Source organism: Corynebacterium sp. HMSC074C05 (genome assembly GCF_001838325.1).
Classification (GTDB): domain Bacteria; phylum Actinomycetota; class Actinomycetes; order Mycobacteriales; family Mycobacteriaceae; genus Corynebacterium; species Corynebacterium amycolatum.
The window spans coordinates 61,692-77,650 of sequence record NZ_KV836292.1 but is presented as its reverse complement, the minus strand read 5'-3'; the positions used below and the strand labels follow the sequence as shown (position 1 = coordinate 77,650).

The 15,959-nt window shown below is 58.6% G+C and carries 14 protein-coding genes; 1 reads left to right on the top strand and 13 read right to left on the bottom strand.

Annotated features, from left to right (window positions below; genetic code table 11):
• Positions 1 to 4: 4 nt before the first annotated feature.
• The 13 genes from atpD to rho form a co-directional block, all read right to left on the bottom strand.
• Positions 5 to 1,444, bottom strand: a complete 1,440-nt coding sequence (atpD, locus tag HMPREF3042_RS06545; protein ID WP_038628477.1) for a F0F1 ATP synthase subunit beta — start codon at positions 1,442 to 1,444, stop codon at positions 5 to 7.
• Positions 1,445 to 1,446: 2 nt separating this feature from the next.
• Positions 1,447 to 2,427 carry a F0F1 ATP synthase subunit gamma gene (locus HMPREF3042_RS06540; RefSeq protein ID WP_048735250.1) on the bottom strand — a complete coding sequence of 327 codons (981 nt, stop codon included), beginning with the start codon at positions 2,425 to 2,427 and terminating at the stop codon, positions 1,447 to 1,449.
• 53 nt (positions 2,428 to 2,480) lie between these two features.
• Positions 2,481 to 4,124 carry a F0F1 ATP synthase subunit alpha gene (gene atpA / locus HMPREF3042_RS06535; protein ID WP_048735247.1) on the bottom strand — a complete coding sequence of 548 codons (1,644 nt, stop codon included), beginning with the start codon at positions 4,122 to 4,124 and terminating at the stop codon, positions 2,481 to 2,483.
• A 54-nt stretch (positions 4,125 to 4,178) separates the two neighbouring features.
• Entirely contained in the window at positions 4,179 to 4,997 is an 819-nt protein-coding gene (locus HMPREF3042_RS06530) for a F0F1 ATP synthase subunit delta (RefSeq protein WP_048735245.1), read from the bottom strand.
• Between the two features lie 5 nt (positions 4,998 to 5,002).
• On the bottom strand, positions 5,003 to 5,566 hold the full coding sequence (locus tag HMPREF3042_RS06525; RefSeq protein WP_038628467.1) for a F0F1 ATP synthase subunit B: 564 nt from the start codon (positions 5,564 to 5,566) through the stop codon (positions 5,003 to 5,005).
• A gap of 32 nt (positions 5,567 to 5,598) precedes the next feature.
• Positions 5,599 to 5,850 carry an ATP synthase F0 subunit C gene (locus HMPREF3042_RS06520; protein WP_016422456.1) on the bottom strand — a complete coding sequence of 84 codons (252 nt, stop codon included), beginning with the start codon at positions 5,848 to 5,850 and terminating at the stop codon, positions 5,599 to 5,601.
• A gap of 140 nt (positions 5,851 to 5,990) precedes the next feature.
• On the bottom strand, positions 5,991 to 6,785 hold the full coding sequence (gene atpB, locus HMPREF3042_RS06515; RefSeq protein ID WP_016422455.1) for a F0F1 ATP synthase subunit A: 795 nt from the start codon (positions 6,783 to 6,785) through the stop codon (positions 5,991 to 5,993).
• A 390-nt stretch (positions 6,786 to 7,175) separates the two neighbouring features.
• On the bottom strand, positions 7,176 to 7,625 hold the full coding sequence (locus HMPREF3042_RS06510) for a Cg1360 family ATP-synthase-associated protein (protein WP_038628464.1): 450 nt from the start codon (positions 7,623 to 7,625) through the stop codon (positions 7,176 to 7,178).
• Positions 7,622 to 8,863 carry an MraY family glycosyltransferase gene (locus HMPREF3042_RS06505; RefSeq protein WP_038629508.1) on the bottom strand — a complete coding sequence of 414 codons (1,242 nt, stop codon included), beginning with the start codon at positions 8,861 to 8,863 and terminating at the stop codon, positions 7,622 to 7,624. The genes HMPREF3042_RS06510 and HMPREF3042_RS06505 overlap by 4 nt, the downstream gene beginning before the upstream one ends.
• A 73-nt stretch (positions 8,864 to 8,936) precedes the next feature.
• The gene (locus HMPREF3042_RS06500; RefSeq protein WP_038628463.1) at positions 8,937 to 9,593 is read right to left on the bottom strand and encodes an L-threonylcarbamoyladenylate synthase; all 657 of its coding nucleotides are present in this window, start codon (positions 9,591 to 9,593) and stop codon (positions 8,937 to 8,939) included.
• A gap of 37 nt (positions 9,594 to 9,630) precedes the next feature.
• On the bottom strand, positions 9,631 to 10,575 hold the full coding sequence (prmC, locus tag HMPREF3042_RS06495) for a peptide chain release factor N(5)-glutamine methyltransferase (RefSeq protein WP_070856604.1): 945 nt from the start codon (positions 10,573 to 10,575) through the stop codon (positions 9,631 to 9,633).
• Positions 10,562 to 11,635, bottom strand: coding sequence for a peptide chain release factor 1 (gene prfA, locus HMPREF3042_RS06490; protein WP_016422451.1), 1,074 nt, complete (start codon positions 11,633 to 11,635; stop codon positions 10,562 to 10,564). Before prfA ends, prmC begins: the two co-directional genes overlap by 14 nt.
• A 97-nt stretch (positions 11,636 to 11,732) precedes the next feature.
• The gene (gene rho / locus HMPREF3042_RS06485; protein WP_070856603.1) at positions 11,733 to 13,685 is read right to left on the bottom strand and encodes a transcription termination factor Rho; all 1,953 of its coding nucleotides are present in this window, start codon (positions 13,683 to 13,685) and stop codon (positions 11,733 to 11,735) included.
• Between the two features lie 513 nt (positions 13,686 to 14,198).
• Here rho and HMPREF3042_RS06480 point away from each other — a divergent pair.
• A complete protein-coding gene (locus HMPREF3042_RS06480; protein WP_070856602.1) occupies positions 14,199 to 15,917 on the top strand; it encodes a long-chain fatty-acid--CoA ligase in 1,719 nt (572 codons plus the stop codon).
• Positions 15,918 to 15,959 lie beyond the last annotated feature (42 nt).

The window sequence follows — 15,959 nt, the reverse complement described above, 5'->3', positions numbered from 1 at the left end:
CCCCTTACTTCTTCTGCATTTCAGCGTACTTCTTCTCGACATCGTCGAGGCCACCCAGGCCGTCGAAGGCCATCTCCGGGTAGTTGTCGAAGTCACCCTTGCAGATGCGGTCGAAGGCAACAATGGTGTCCTTCAGCGGGACGTACGAACCAGGCAGACCCGTGAACTTCTCAGCAACGAAGAAGTTCTGACCCAAGAATCGCTGGATACGACGTGCACGCTGCACGGTCACCTTGTCCTCCTCAGACAGCTCGTCCATACCGAGGATGGCGATGATGTCCTGGAGTTCCTTGTTCTTCTGCAGGATGTTAATAACCTGCTGGGCAACGCGGTAGTGCTCCTCGCCGACGATCGACGGCTCGAGGATACGAGAAGTCGAAGTCAGCGGGTTCACTGCCGGGTAAATACCCTTCGATGCAATTGAGCGGTCGAGCTCGGTGGTTGCATCGAGGTGGGCGAAGGTCGTTGCCGGAGCCGGGTCGGTGTAGTCATCGGCAGGCACGTAGACGGCCTGCAGAGAGGTAATCGAACGGCCCTTGGTGGACGTAATGCGCTCCTGCAGAACACCCATCTCGTCAGCCAGGGTCGGCTGGTAGCCCACGGCGGAAGGCATACGACCCAGCAGGGTCGAAACCTCAGAACCGGCCTGGGTGAAACGGAAGATGTTGTCAATGAAGAGCAGCACGTCCTGGTGCTGAACATCGCGGAAGTACTCTGCCATGGTCAGACCCGACAGCGCGACGCGCATACGGACTCCCGGAGGCTCGTCCATCTGGCCGAAGACGAGGGCGGTGTCCTGGAGAACGCCCATCTCTTCCATTTCCAGGAAGAGGTCGGTGCCCTCACGGGTACGCTCACCAACACCGGCGAAGACCGAAGTACCGGAGAACTCGCGTGCAATACGCGTAATCATCTCCTGGATCAGAACGGTCTTACCGACACCGGCACCGCCGAACAGACCAATCTTGCCGCCCTTAACGTACGGGGTCAGCAGGTCGATGACCTTAATACCGGTTTCGAGAATCTCGGTCTTACCCTCGAGCTGGTCGAAGGCCGGCGGCTCACGGTGGATGCCCCACTGCTCACCATCGCGACCCAGGCCCGGCTCGTCCAGGCAGTCGCCCATTGCGTTAAAGACGTGACCCTTGACGACGTCACCAACCGGAACCGAAATCGGCTTACCGGTGTCCTTGACCTCTGCACCGCGGACCAGGCCGTCGGTCGGAGCCATAGCAATGGTACGAACCATGTTGTCACCGAGGTGCTGTGCAGTCTCGAGGACAATGGTCTTGGCGACCGAAGGAAGGGAAACTTCCACGGTCAGCGCGTTGTAAAGTGCCGGCAGTTCGTTACGCGGGAACTCCACGTCGACGACGGCACCGATGACACGCACAACACGGCCCACAGCCGTGGTGGTGTTCTGCTCACTTAGAGCTGTGCTCATATCTAGTCACTTTCTCCGCTGTCGTCGAGCGCACCGGCGCCACCGACGATTTCTGTGATTTCCTGGGTAATCTGTGCCTGACGTGCCTGGTTAGCAACACGCGAGAGGTCCTTGACCAGCTCGGTAGCGTTGTCCGTCGCAGACTTCATAGCGTTACGACGGGCAGCGGACTCAGAGGCAGCGGCCTCGAGCATCACTGCGAACAGGGTGCGGGACACGTACTGCGGCAGAAGCTCTGCCAACAGGGTGTCTGCATCAGGCTCGAATTCATAGTCCGGATTGAGGTCATCTGATCCATCGGACAGCATGTCCTCGCCCTGAGCAATCTCGACATCCTCGTACACAGGCTCAATCGGGAGCATCTGGTGTGCACGCGGAATCTGAGAAAGCATGGACACGAATTCCGTGTAGACAACGTGGACCTGGTCAAAGCCCTGAACGGCCTCGCCGTTGGTGCCACGCAGGCCTTCGCGGTACTTGGCAGTGCCCTCGGCCGTAGCGTTGAAACCATCAATGAGGTGACGACGCACGTCGTGGGTTGCGGCGTAGTCCGGATCCTGGGAGAAGCCCTCCCACGTACCGGCGAGCTCGACACCACGGAAGTCGTAGTAGTCGGTGCCCTTACGGCCAGTCACGTAGAGAACGACCTCATGTCCCTGCTCTTCCAGAGCGGTACGCAGCTCTGCAGCTTTCTTCAGGACGTTGTGGTTGTAGCCGCCACACATGCCGCGGTCACTGGTAACAACCAGGACTGCAACACGCTGGTTACCCTCACGCTCTACGAGCATCGGGTGATCCAACGACGAAGCCGATGCGAGACGTCCGATGACCTTCTCGATTTCGTCGGCGTACGGCTGGGAGTCTGCCACGCGACGCTGCGCCTTGGTAATGCGCGAGGTTGCGATAAGCTCCTGGGCCTTGGTGATCTTCTTGGTCGAGTTCACCGACTTGATTCGGGCTCGAAGTTCACGAAGATTCGCCATGTCCTATTCCCTCCCTTCAATTGCGAAAACGGTCATTGAATAGCTCAACCTGCCTAGTTCTGGGCAGTCTTGCGGGAGACCGTAATCTGCTGCTTCTTGAGCTCGTCCTCGTCGAGTGCCTCGACCGGGGCCTCGGAAGCCAGCGGTGCGCCCTCAGAAGTCTGGAAGGACTTCTTGAAGTTAGCGGTAGCGGACTTCAGAGCAGCCTTGGACTCGTCAGAGAAGGCAACGCCGCCGTCAATCTGCTCGAAGACTGCAGGCTGAGTGTCCTGCAGGTGCTCAAGCAGCTCGGACTCGAAGCGACGGACATCCTCAACCGGGACATCGTCGAATTCGCCCTCACCAGCGAGGTAGATGGAGGTCATCTGGTACTCGACCGGCTGCGGGTGGTTTTCCTTCTGCTTCAGCAGCTCAACCAGACGCTGACCGCGCTCCAGCTGACGCTTGGAGGCATCGTCCAGGTCGGAAGCGAACATTGCGAATGCTTCCAGGTCGCGGTAGGACGCGAGGTCCAGACGCAGGTTACCGGAAACCTTCTTCATGCCCTTGGTCTGTGCGGCACCACCAACACGGGAAACCGACACACCGACGTTAATAGCCGGGCGGACACCCTGGTTGAACAGGTCGGACTCGAGGAAGACCTGGCCGTCGGTAATGGAAATGACGTTGGTCGGAATGAAGGCCGACACGTCGTTTGCCTTGGTCTCGATGATCGGCAGTGCGGTCAGCGAGCCTGCACCCATGTCGTCGGAGAGCTTCGCAGCACGCTCCAGCAGACGGGAGTGGAGGTAGAAGACGTCACCCGGGTAAGCTTCGCGTCCCGGCGGGCGACGCAGCAGCAGCGAGATGGCACGGTAGGCCTCTGCCTGCTTAGTCAGATCATCGTAGATGACCAGGACGTGCTTGCCCTGGTACATCCAGTGCTGACCCAGTGCGGCGCCTGCGAATGGTGCAAGCCACTTGAAGCCTGCGGCATCCGACGCCGGGGCAGCAACGATGGTGGTGTACTCGAGTGCGCCCTGCTCCTCGAGGGTCTGACGCACACCAGCAATAGTGGAGCCCTTCTGACCGATAGCAACGTAGATGCATCGCACCTGCTTGCTCGGGTCACCGGACTCCCAGTTAGCCTTCTGGTTCAAAATGGTGTCCAGGCAGACCGCGGTCTTACCGGTCTTACGGTCACCAATGATCAGCTGACGCTGACCACGACCAATTGGGGTCATTGCGTCGATGGCCTTAATACCAGTAGCCATCGGCTCTTCAACCGGCTGACGCTGCAGCACGGTCGGTGCCTGCAGCTCGAGGACGCGGTCCTCTTCAGCCTCAATGTCGCCCAGGCCGTCAATCGGCTGGCCCAGGGGGTTAATTACGCGACCGAGGAACTTGTCCCCGACCGGAATCGAAAGGACGTCACCCGTCCGCTTTACCTCGTCACCCTCTTTAAGCGACTCGAAGTTACCCAGCACCACAACGCCGACCTTGTCGGTGTCGAGGTTCTGAGCGACGCCAATAACGCCGCCCGGGAACTCCAGAAGCTCATTCGTCATGACCGACGGCATTCCCGAAACCTGGGCGATACCATCAGCTGCACTGATAACAACGCCAACCTCCTCGCGGGAGGCCTCCGGGGAGTAGCTCGAGGTGTAGTTCGCAATCGCGCTACGGATCTCGTCGGAGGAGATCGTCAGCTCCGCCATGTTCTTCCTGCTCTCGGTAATATTCTTCCAGTGATTAATCGTCTAAACCATCCGTCAGCCGAGGCCGACGCGCAGCTTCTCAAGCTTTGTTGAAAGGCTACCGTCGATGACCTCGTCGCCAACCCGGATGACCAGTCCACCGAGAATCGACTTATCGATCACGGTGTGGATGGACATCGCCTTGCCGTAGACTCGGCCGAGCTTGTCCGCCAGTGCTCGCTCTTGCTCGTCAGAGACGGCCGTGGCACTGGTCACGCGAGCGACGACGTGGTTCCGCAGGCCGGCGGCTAGCCGGGACAGGGAGTCAATGTCGTCCGCGGGGCGCTTGGATGGGCGACCAACAGCCTGCAGTGCCAGGGTCTCGGTCACGGAAGTGACCTTGCCGTACAGCACAGAGGCGAGGAGCCCACGCTTGGCTTCGGGGGTTGCGGCCTTGTCGGCCAGCAGCTGTTCAAGCTGCGACTGCTCAGCCAGGATGTGTCCCAGTTGGAACAGCTCAGACTCAACAGTCTCAAGCTGTCCCTGGCCTTCGGCAGAGCGAAGGAGGGCGCGACGGCCCAGCTCTACCAAACCCTCACGCATTTCACGCGGGGTGGACCATACCTGCGCGGCAGCATCCACGACGAGGTTAAGAGTCGTCTCAGATACCTTGCCCGCGAACAGGCTCCGGACAAGGCCGGAACGCTGTTCCGCAGTCGCCGAGGTGTCGGCGACAGCGACACGCAGGCCGCGGTCGGAGTCCAGGACCTCGACGATGTCGAAAAGCTCGGAACCAGTCTGAGCAGCCTGAGCAACAGCAACATTGTCGCCACCGATAGCGGCGTCCAGTCGCTGGCTAAGGGCTGCCAGGGATTCGCGGCTTGCTGCGTGCATGTCGCCTACTTTCCGGCCGGGGCCACGGTGTCAAGGTTGGACAAGAAGTTGTCAATCGTCGACGAGTTACGAACGTCGTCGGAGAGCTGCTCGCCCAGAAGGCGCTCAGCCAGATTGATGGAGTTCTGGCCCATTTCCTTGCGCAGCTCTGCGACTACCTGCTCACGCTGGGCAGCGAGCTGCTTTTCACCGGACTCGATGATTCGTGCGCTCTCGTCATTGGCCTTAGTCGTAGCGTCTGCAATGATGCGCTGACCCTGTGCACGGGCTTCGTCGCGAATCTTTGCTGCTTCAGTACGGGCCTCTGCGAGCTGACTGTTGTACTTTTCCAGAGCGGCCTTCGCCTCGGCCTGTGCAGCCTCAGCGCGCTCAATGCCGCCCTCAATCCGGTCCTCCCGCTCGGTCAGGACCTCCTGGAACTTCGGAAGAACGAGCTTCCAGAAGAGAACCAGGATAACTACCAGCGGGACAACGGACCAGACGATGTCATAGGTCTTTGGCAGCAACGGGTCAACGGACTCTCCCATCGGGAGGTCACCCGCCGCTAGCAAAAAGGTGAAATCTGTCATGGTTTACGTGTTCTCCGCTTGAAGGTCCGGACTTAGAAAACGAAGCCTGCGACCAGGCCGATCAGGGCGAGAGCCTCAGTGAAGGCGATACCCAGGAACATGGTGGTACGCAGCTGGCCGGCCATCTCTGGCTGGCGTGCCATACCCTCAACGGTCTTGCCGGCGACGATACCGATACCGAGGCCCGGGCCCAGGGTGGACAGACCGTAACCGATGGTCTTCAGGCCAGCGTTGGTGTCGACAGCCTGGACAGCGTCCTGGGCGGAGAGGATGACGTCGTTCATTATGAACCGTTCCCTTTCTTAAAGGATGGCCCCGGAATAAAGATTGTTCTAAGTAGGCCCGGGGCTTTGTGGGTCAAGTGGGTCTTGCTATTAAATTGGCGAGGCCTTGTTGCCGAATGTGCGGCCTCATTAGTTATGGGTTAGTGCTCGTCTGCGTGCAGCGACAGTTCGATGTAGACGGCGCTCAGCAGGGCAAAGATGTATGCCTGCAGGAAAATCACCAGCATCTCGAACAGCGTGAATGCTACCGCAGCGACAAGGGTTAACCCGGACAGGGCGGTCCAACCATTCAGCTGCCAGAAGAAGAAGTTCGTGGCACCGAAAAGCAGGACTAGAACCATGTGGCCCGCCAGCATGTTGGCCATCAGACGGATGGTCAGCGTAACTGGGCGAAGAACGAAGTTGGAGAAAATCTCGATCGGCACCACGATGAGGTGGAGTACCGGTGGCAAGTTCGGAATAACAACTGCCGACTTCACAAACTTGAAGAAGCCCATCTTCTTCGAGCCTGCGTAAATGAAGGCAACGTATGCGAACAGGGCCAGAACCAGTGGCATACCGATTCGGGCATTCGGCGAAATATTGAGGCCAGGAATAATAGCCGCAATATTCATCGAGATAACAAGGAAGAAGATGGTGGCCAGAACCGGAAGGAAACGACGCCCCTCCTTCTTACCCAGAATCTCCTCCGCGATGTGGATGCGGACGAAGTCCAGCATCAACTCCGCAACGTTCTGCAGACCAGTCGGCACGAGCTTCGGACGACGCATTGCGACGACGAAGAACACGGCGACGATCACGGCCATCAAAAGACGAACAATCATCAGACGGTCCATGGCGTACCAGTCGCCACTGCCACCTAAAATGAAGTCGCCAAATTGTTCACCCGGGAAATACTCCTCCTGCAAGTTGGGTGAGTGAAATTCACCCCGCATCTCGGCAAGTGTTGTAACGCTCAGCGTTCTCTCCCGTGATTGGGCCGCTAGAACTATTGTCAAGCGGTGCGAAGGACGTCATTTAACGTGTCGCGCCGCGGATTCCATTCGCTCATCAGCACGGCGCTCACGGGGACCGTACCTGTGGAAATGATAGTTATTTCGATACAGGCCGTCTTACCCGAAACTCAGGATAACAGTTCTGACTCATTTTCCCCACCCGGTACACCCCCGTGTTTCCGACCCCGAAACCAACAAAGAGGCCGACGCCCCCTGTGGGTTTCGGCCTCTATTTGTGGCATCTTCTGCACAAACTCGGCAATATGCTTATTACCTGCGGTTTTAGAAGCGCGTTACAGCCTCTCAGCAGGTCAACAAGTTATTAACGAGCTATTCGTCCTTCATTGGTTGCACATAAGTGAGGTTAGATTGCGACATTCCCCACACTTCTGCGCCCAGCGTCACCATCAGCGTAAGTACAACAGTGACGAAGAAAGTCATGTTGTCATAAAACTCAAGATTTCTAATAACGACCAAGACACCAATTAGTACCACAATCTTCAACAGCCAGCCCCCCAGCACAACAGCGAGCGTGACAGACGGGGAAGTTCGAGCAGTAAAGAGGATGCCTAGAACGGTAAGCAATACGAAGGTTCCGCTAATGCCCGCGCCAAGGAGTACGCCCCAAACGCCGGGCATACCGTTTTTTCCACCCCAGACCAGCAACGAAAGCACGGTAATCACAGCGAGCGCAATTGCGCCCGAGCGAGCAGCAGCCAGCAGCGGTCGCCGCGAATCGTCGTATTTAGACTCGGGCTCCGGAGTTGTTTTTTCAGTCACGGTCGAAGATTGTACCTTCTGCGTCCACGCCGACGTCCCATAACCTGCCGGCCCCCACTTCCCCTTCTGGGACGCGCTCCGCTTGAACGGTCGTCGGCAAGCGCATTGCGACGGCGGAGGGTGAAGATAACCGCGACAATGAGCAGGAACCCGAAGGTGAGAGCAACGAATTCGAAGGGGAAAACGGTGGTGGCAACGGCGGCGTACGCGACGACCGACACCCATAGGTAGAGCACCAATACCACGCGGCGATGACTGTGTCCCATCGACAGTAGGCGGTGGTGAATATGCATTTTGTCCGGCGAGAAGGGTGACTTGCCCTGGCTAACGCGGCGAACAACAGCCAGCAGCAAGTCGAGCATTGGCACACTAATTGCGGCGATGACGACCACAATCGGCGAAATCAGCGCGATGACGTCGGCAGTGCCGTACATGGAGGGTGCGATGCGTCCTGACGCCGACACCGATGCCGCTGCGAGCAGCAGTCCAATCATCATGGCGCCGGAATCGCCCATAAAGATACGTGCGGGTTCGAAGTTGTGCGGCAAGAAGCCCAGGCAAGCGCCAAGGAGACACGCGGAAATCATCGCGGGCGGATAGGCGGAGACGGTGCCGCCCTGGTCGTGAAGCATGACCATCGAATAGACAAGGATCGCCGCCGCGGCAATCATGCCGAGCCCCGCCGCAAGTCCATCGATGCCGTCAACAAAGTTGAAGGCATTAATCAGCGCCACAGTAAAGAGAACAGTCAAGACTGTGGACATGATTGGGTCGAGAATAAGTGTGGCACCACCGCTAAATGGGATATAGAGCAAATACCAGTTGACACCCATAAATGACATCAAAAGTGCCGCCGCAACCTGCCCTATAAGTTTAGTGATGGCATCTAGGTCAAAGAGATCATCCCAAATACCGACAATCAGCAATAGCGACGCAGCCGCCACAACTGCCCTCATATCTGGAGTCATGGGCGGAAAACCACGGGTGAGAGCCGGCATCACCGAGGCAAGGGCGATAGCTGCGACCACCCCGGAGTACATCGCCACGCCTCCGAGCCTGGGCTTCGGAATATCGTGGACATCGCGCGTGCGGGGCGCATCCAACCAGCCCGAGCGGACCAGTACATAACGCACTACTCCAGTGAGCAAATAACTGACAGCAGCAGAAACTAAAACGAGCATGGCGAGCTCGCGGATGGGCACACCTGCCCCACCCGACTGGGCTGCCAATAAGCTCATGTCCGCCACTAGGTACTACTCACCCACACAATCGCTGCAGATACTAAACAGGAAAGACTTTAGGTAGCCAAGATTACTGCCCCAGCAGTCGCTCGGGCGTCGTACTCAAAACCTCGGCAACCGCCGCAGCCGACACAGCGCCTTCGCGCAGAATCCTCGGCACCGGAGTCGAGATATCGACAATCGTCGATGGGGTGCCAATCGTGGCTTCGCCGCCGTCGACGTAGACAGCCGCTTCCCCACCGAGCATCTGCTTGGCACGCACGGCATTGGTGGCCGGTGCCTGGCCGGAGATATTCGCGCTGGATACCGCCATCGGACCGGTTCGGCGCAGAATCTCGATGGCGATTGGGTGCAGCGGCATGCGCAGCATGACCGTACCCGCGGTATCACCAAGGTTCCACGGCAAGCTCGGCGCCTGGTTCACAACCAGCGAAAGGCCACCCGGCCAGAAAGCCTCCACCAGCGTGCGAGCAGCTGGTGAGTATTCGCGGACGAGCCCCTCAATCGTGCTCCAGGAACCCACCAGCACCGGCACCGGCATATCTGGGCCGCGGTGTTTAGCACGCAGCAAGGAGGCAACGGCCTGGTTATCAAAGGCATCGCAGCCAAGGCCGTAGACGGTATCAGTCGGCATTACGACCAGCCGTCCTGCCTTCACAGCATCTACTGCTGCTGCAATTGCGCGTTCGCGGTTTTCATCTGTGCTGCAGTCCATAATCCTGCTCATCAGATTTTTGCTCCTGCTTCAAAGTTTGCTTTTAAGATCAATTCTTGCGTCCCACCGTAAAACGATCACGGCCTGCAAAGTCACGGCGGACCTCTACATCAGCGTAATCCCAGGTTTCCTTCAGCAGTGAACTGACATCACTGCCCGAAGAGTCATCGTGCTCAATGCCGATGACTCCACCCGGCCGCACCAGCGCATCCACTAGGTTAATCATAGGTCGAATGACATCTAGCCCATCGTCGCCGCCAAAGACCGCAGAGTGCGGATCAGCTCTCACCTCGGGGTCAACCTCCGTGTCTTCGGGCACATATGGAGGGTTGGACACAACAATGTCGGTCTCGCCTACCCAATCTGCGAGCTCACCGCCATCATCAATCAGCTGAACATCCGTGACATCGCCAGCAACTAGGTGCACACGTCCATTACCGTACGTCTCGATGTTCTTCGCAGCCCACGTCCGTGCCCGCTCAGAGAGCTCTACAGCCACCACGTCCGCTTCGGATACGGCGTCGGCAATCGCCAACGCCAGCGCCCCAGATCCGGTACACAGGTCAACGATTTTCGGCTTGACGACGCCACTTGCGACCAGTTCACGGGCTCGATCGATTGCCCACTGCGCAAGCAGTTCCGTCTCTGGCCGGGGCACAAAAACACCGGGCCCAACCTGTAGTTCCAGGCTCATCACCGGCGCTGTACCGATGATGTGCTGCAGTGGCTCACGAGCCACTCTGCGGGCCAGCATCTCTGCCAAATGCTTGCGACCGGCCTCATCGGTGTACGGTTCGTCTCCGCGGAAGATGATGTCTGCCGGTCCCGCATTGACTGCGGCTGCAAATAGCGCCCGTGCGTCGGCATCCGGAGAAGCCAGCGCCGCGTCGTCAAGCGTGCGACGCGCATAGCGAAACAGCTCGCCGAGAGTACGGACGGAATCCGGTAACGTCGGCGAGCTATTTTCTGCGGGCGTGGGACTACTCGGCTTCAAGACGCTCAGCGCGCTCCGCGTCGTGGAGGGCCTTGAGCAGGTCATCCATGTCGCCGCCCAGCACCGAGTCCAGGTTATGAGCCTTGTAACCGATGCGATGATCGGATACGCGGTTCTCCGGGAAGTTATAAGTGCGGATGCGCTCGGAGCGATCCATGTTGCGCACCTGAGACTTACGCTGGTCAGAGGCGGCCTCGGCGATCTCCTCCTCCTTCATCTGCTGCAGTCGAGCAGCAAGGACCTGCATAGCGCGGGCCTTGTTCTGAATCTGAGAGCGTTCCTTCTGACAGGTAACAACCAAACCAGTCGGCAGGTGCGTCAGACGAACCGCGGAGTCCGTGGTGTTAACACCCTGACCGCCCTTACCGGAGGAGCGGTAGACGTCGACACGCAGATCCTTCTCATCAATCTGGATGTCTTCGACCTCGTCGGGCTCCGGGTAAACCAGAACACCAGCGGCGGACGTCTGAATACGGCCCTGCGATTCGGTGACCGGCACGCGCTGCACGCGGTGGACGCCACCTTCAAACTTGAACACGCTCCACGCACCGTCGCGGGACGGAGTCTTAGCTCGGATGGACATAGTCATGTCCTTCACACCGCCGAGATCGGACTCGGACAGGCCGAGGATCTCGGTGGTAAAGCCGTGCTTTTCGGCATAGCGCTGGTACATGCGAGCGAGCTCACCTGCGAAGAGAGCCGCCTCCTCACCGCCGGCACCGGACTTGAGCTCCATCACGATGTCATCGCTGTCGTGCGGATCGCGCGGAGCCAGCAGGTCAGCGAGCTTCTCCTCAAGTTCTTCGGCCTCAACAGCGAGACGTTCAGCCTCAGCTGCGAACTCGGAGTCCTCGTAGGCCATCTCGCGCGCTGCCTCCAGGTCATCCTGGACTTCAGTCAGCTTCTTGTGAGTCTGAATGACCGGCTGCAACTCATTGAAGCGCTTGCCGACCTTACGGGCAGCCTTCGGGTCGTTGTGAAGTTCGGGGTCAGCCAGCTGAGCCTCGAGCCCGTGGTATTCAGAGAGGATGTCGTCAACTGCGGAAACCTGATTAGCCATTGAATATTCCTTCAGATTGTGATGGGTGAAATGCTGGTCAGTGCTGTGGTTTTCAATGGAGCGGTACCGTGGCACCGCCCCTTGTGGCTAACCCCAGCTAAAGCATGTCGTCCACATCAACGTCGGCGGCCATTGGCGCAGAAGAAGCCACCTGCATCAGGAATTCCTTGTTATTTCGGGTCTTCTTCAGCTGCTTAATCAGCAGGTCGATAGCAGCCTGCGACTCCAGCGCGGAGAGGATGCGACGCAGCTTGTGCATAATGCGCGCCTCCTCGGTGCTGAGCAGCAGCTCATCCTTACGAGTACCCGACGGGTTGACATCCACTGCCGGGAACACGCGGCGCTCGGAGATTTTACGGTCGAGCTTCAGCTCAGCGTTACCGGTGCCCTTGAACTCCTCGAAGATAACGGTGTCACCTGCGGAACCGGTCTCCACCATCGCGGTGGCGATGATGGTGAGGCTGCCACCTTCTTCGATGTTTCGAGCAGCACCCAAGAAGCGCTTCGGTGGGTACAGAGCGTTGGAGTCGACACCACCGGAGAGGATTCGTCCCGATGCCGGCGAAGAGTTGTTGTACGCACGTCCAAGGCGGGTAATGGAGTCCAGCAGTACGACGACGTCCTGCCCCTGTTCCACCAGACGCTTTGCGCGCTCGATAGCCAACTCGGCCACTGCTGTGTGATCTGACGGCGGGCGATCGAAGGTGGAGGCAATGACCTCGCCACGGACACTGCGCTGCATGTCGGTGACTTCCTCCGGGCGCTCGTCGACAAGCACGACCATCATGTAGCACTCGGGGTTGTTAGTCGCGATAGCGTTCGCGATGTTCTGCAGAATCGTGGTCTTACCAGCCTTTGGCGGCGAAACGATGAGCGCACGCTGCCCCTTACCAATCGGCATAATCAGGTCGATGACGCGAGTGGTGAGGATCTTCTGCTCGGTCTCCAGACGCAGACGACGGTTCGGGTACAGCGGAGTGAGCTTAGCGAAGTTCGGGCGCTGCTTTGCCTGCTCCGGATCGAGGCCGTTTACGGTTTCGACCTTGACCAACGGATTGTACTTGCGGCGATTACGGCCGTTGCCATGAGTGACCTGGCCCGAGCCATTCTCCCGCGGCATGCGGACTTGACCGGTGACGGCATCGCCCTTGCGCAGGCCGTATTTACGAACCATTTGCGCGGACACCAGCACATCGTTAGAGCCCGGCAGGTAACCGGACGTGCGCACGAATGCGGTCTTGTTGTCTAGCACATCGACGATGCCCGCCACCGGCTGGAGAACGTCATCCTCGCGGATCTCGTCCTGACCGCCGTGTCCCCCACCGTTGTTATCGCGTCCGCGACGGTCGCGGCGATTGCGACGGTTACGGCGGTTACGGTTGCCACGACCTTCATCGTCATGGTTGTTGCGGTCGTTATTTCGATTGTTGTTGCGACCACGACGGTTGTTGCGATTGCCACGACCGTCATCGTCGTTGTCACGGTCGTGGTTGTTGCGATCGTTGCGGTTATTGCGGTCGTTGCGATCACCGCGATCATTGCGGTTGTCTCGCTCGTCGCGATTGTCGTTACGTTCACCGCGGTTCTTACCGCTACCGGAATCGTTGCGGTTATCGTCGCGGCTTTCGTCCTGATTTTCCTGCTCGCGCTGACGAGCACGGTTACGACGATTTCGACGCTGCTGAGAGCGGGACATCTCGTCGCGACCATCCGCGTTGGCGTCGTCACGCTTGTCGTTGCCCTTGTCGCTCTTGTCGGCGCTCTTGCTGGAATCCCTGTCCGCGCTTTCCGACGGCGATTCCTTGGCATCCTTCACCTTGGAGCCGGTATCCGCAGCCCCAGCCGCAGCCTTCTTCGCGCGGGATTTCCGAGCAGGCGCGGAACCAGCAGCCGGGGCACCATTCTTGATGGCCTCAATCAGCTCATGCTTGCGCATGGCGGAGATGCCGCGAATGCCCTTGCTGGAAGCGATTTCACGCAGTTCTGCCATTCGGAGGGCCGCAAGATTCTCTGGGCCGCCTGCCGTGGCAGTGGTGTCCGTATCGGTCACGGATGTCCTTTCATCGACCTTCCCTGCAGTCACTCTCTACAGGGGCTATGTCATTGACACTTTTTCGTTCTTACTGCCCGCCAACGCGTGTGCTCCGCCGTCGAACCTTTACCACGGGCGGAAAATATCCGCAGCGGGCGGGAAATTATCGAAAAAGTCAGGCAAAAGGCCTCGACGTTGAAACTAAACCGAGGCATCTTGCCTACATTATTTCCGCATCTCAAACCCGAGCGTCCGGGTTGAAGATAGTTAGGAAATTTTAGGTCCACAGCACCGCAAGACTATGTAGTCGCACTACTGATTTATGTGTTTTCAATGTCACGTTGCACCATCGCGTTGTGTGAGCAACAGCGAAGGTCAACGGCATGCGGAGTACATGAAGAAGTACGTATCTAACCGCGTATCGAAAACGACCTATTGCCCAAGGATAGTCACCAAATAGTCAGGTAGCAACACTAGTTCTCACCTGCGTTTCGCTAGGTCGCGCGGCTGCGAGTCGGTACTGTAGAGCTCATGCGCAGTACGATGCCTCATATTCCTCTCAATATCGCTCAGATTGTGGAATACGGTCGCACCATTCACGGTCGGACTCCGGTGACCTCCTGGAACAGTGACGGACCCGAGACCACCACTTTTGCCGCCATCGCCGCGCGCGCAAGTGCGCTCGCACATGCACTTCGCGATGAGCTCGGTATCGACGGCGACCAACGCATCGCTACCCTGATGTACAACTGCACCGAACACTTCGAGGTCTTCCTCGGCGTTGCCTCCATGGGCGCAGTATTCCAGCCGCTGAACAAGCAGCTCATGCCGGATCAGATTGTGCACATTGTCAATCACGCCGATGACCAGGTCATTATCGCGGACCAGACCGAGATTGAACTGCTCGCCGAAGTTCTTCCGTACTGCCCGCGCGTCCGCGCTGTCATCATTATCGGTATCGGAGATCTGTCCGACGTGGCCGAGCATCTGCCAGATGGCATCCCGTGGTACTCCTACGAATCACTCATCGACGGGCGCCCTAGCCGCTTCGACTGGCCTGAGCTCGACGAAAACTCCGGCGCAGCCATGTGCTACTCGACGGGTACCGAGGGCGCACCTAAAGGTGTCGTCTACAGCCACCGCTCGCTGTACTTGCACAGCCTGAATATGCGCACCACTGACTCCTTTGCAATTTCGCACGGAAACCCGTGGCTGTGCTGTGTGCCCATTTATCACGTCCTGTCCTGGGGCGTGCCGCTGGCCTCTTTCATGTGCGGGGCATCGCTGATTTTCCCCGGCGCGGACCTCTCCGCGCCGCGTCTGGCAGAAATCATCGAAACCTCAATGCCGCGCGTAGCTCAGGGCGTGCCGACGCTGTGGATTAACCTCATGGCGCACTACCTCAGCAATCCTCCGAAACGCATGAGTCTGCAGGAGATTTTCTCGGGCGGGTCCCCTGTTCCACCTGCGCTGATTCGACTATGGGAAGAGCGTTACGGTGTCGACGTCATCCACTTCTGGGGTATGACCGAGACTTCGCCTATCGGTACCGTGGCACGCCCTCCGTACGGCGCCTCCGGTGAGGCCCGCGAACGATACCGTGTCAGCCAAGGGCGTTTCCCGGACCTCATGCAATTCCGCATTGTTGATGACAACGACCGCGTGCTCGACCTGCATGACCGCAACCAGGGGGAGCTGCAGGTGCGCGGCAACACGGTCACCGGAGGCTACTACAGCTCTCCGGAGGCTCAAGCTGGAGGCACCGCTCACTTCTTCCGCGGTGCGGAGGTCGACGAGGCTAGCGAACAGTTCACCGAGGACGGCTGGCTACGCACTGGCGATGTCGGCTCGATTACGCACGACGGCTACCTGACTATTCATGATCGTGCTCGCGATGTCATTCGCTCTGGTGGCGAGTGGATCTACTCCGCCCAGCTGGAGAACTTCGTAATGGAAAGCACACAGGTACTCGAGTGCGCGATTATCGGCATGCCAGATAAAAAGTGGGGTGAGCGCCCGCTGGCCATTACGGTGCTGATGCCGGAAGTTGAACCAAGCAAGGAGACCGCTGAAATGCTCCGCGATGAGCTGCGGCCAAAGCTGCCGAAGTGGATGCTGCCGGAGTACTGGGCCTTCGTGGACTCAATCGATAAGACCTCAGTGGGCAAGTTCGACAAGAAAGACCTGCGCTCGCACTTGAGCGCAGGTCAGTACAGCATCGTGAAGTTGAAGGGGCCGGGCGAAAAGTAGGTGGCAGGCTAAGCCACCGACTCGGCAGCTGTCCGCAGTAAC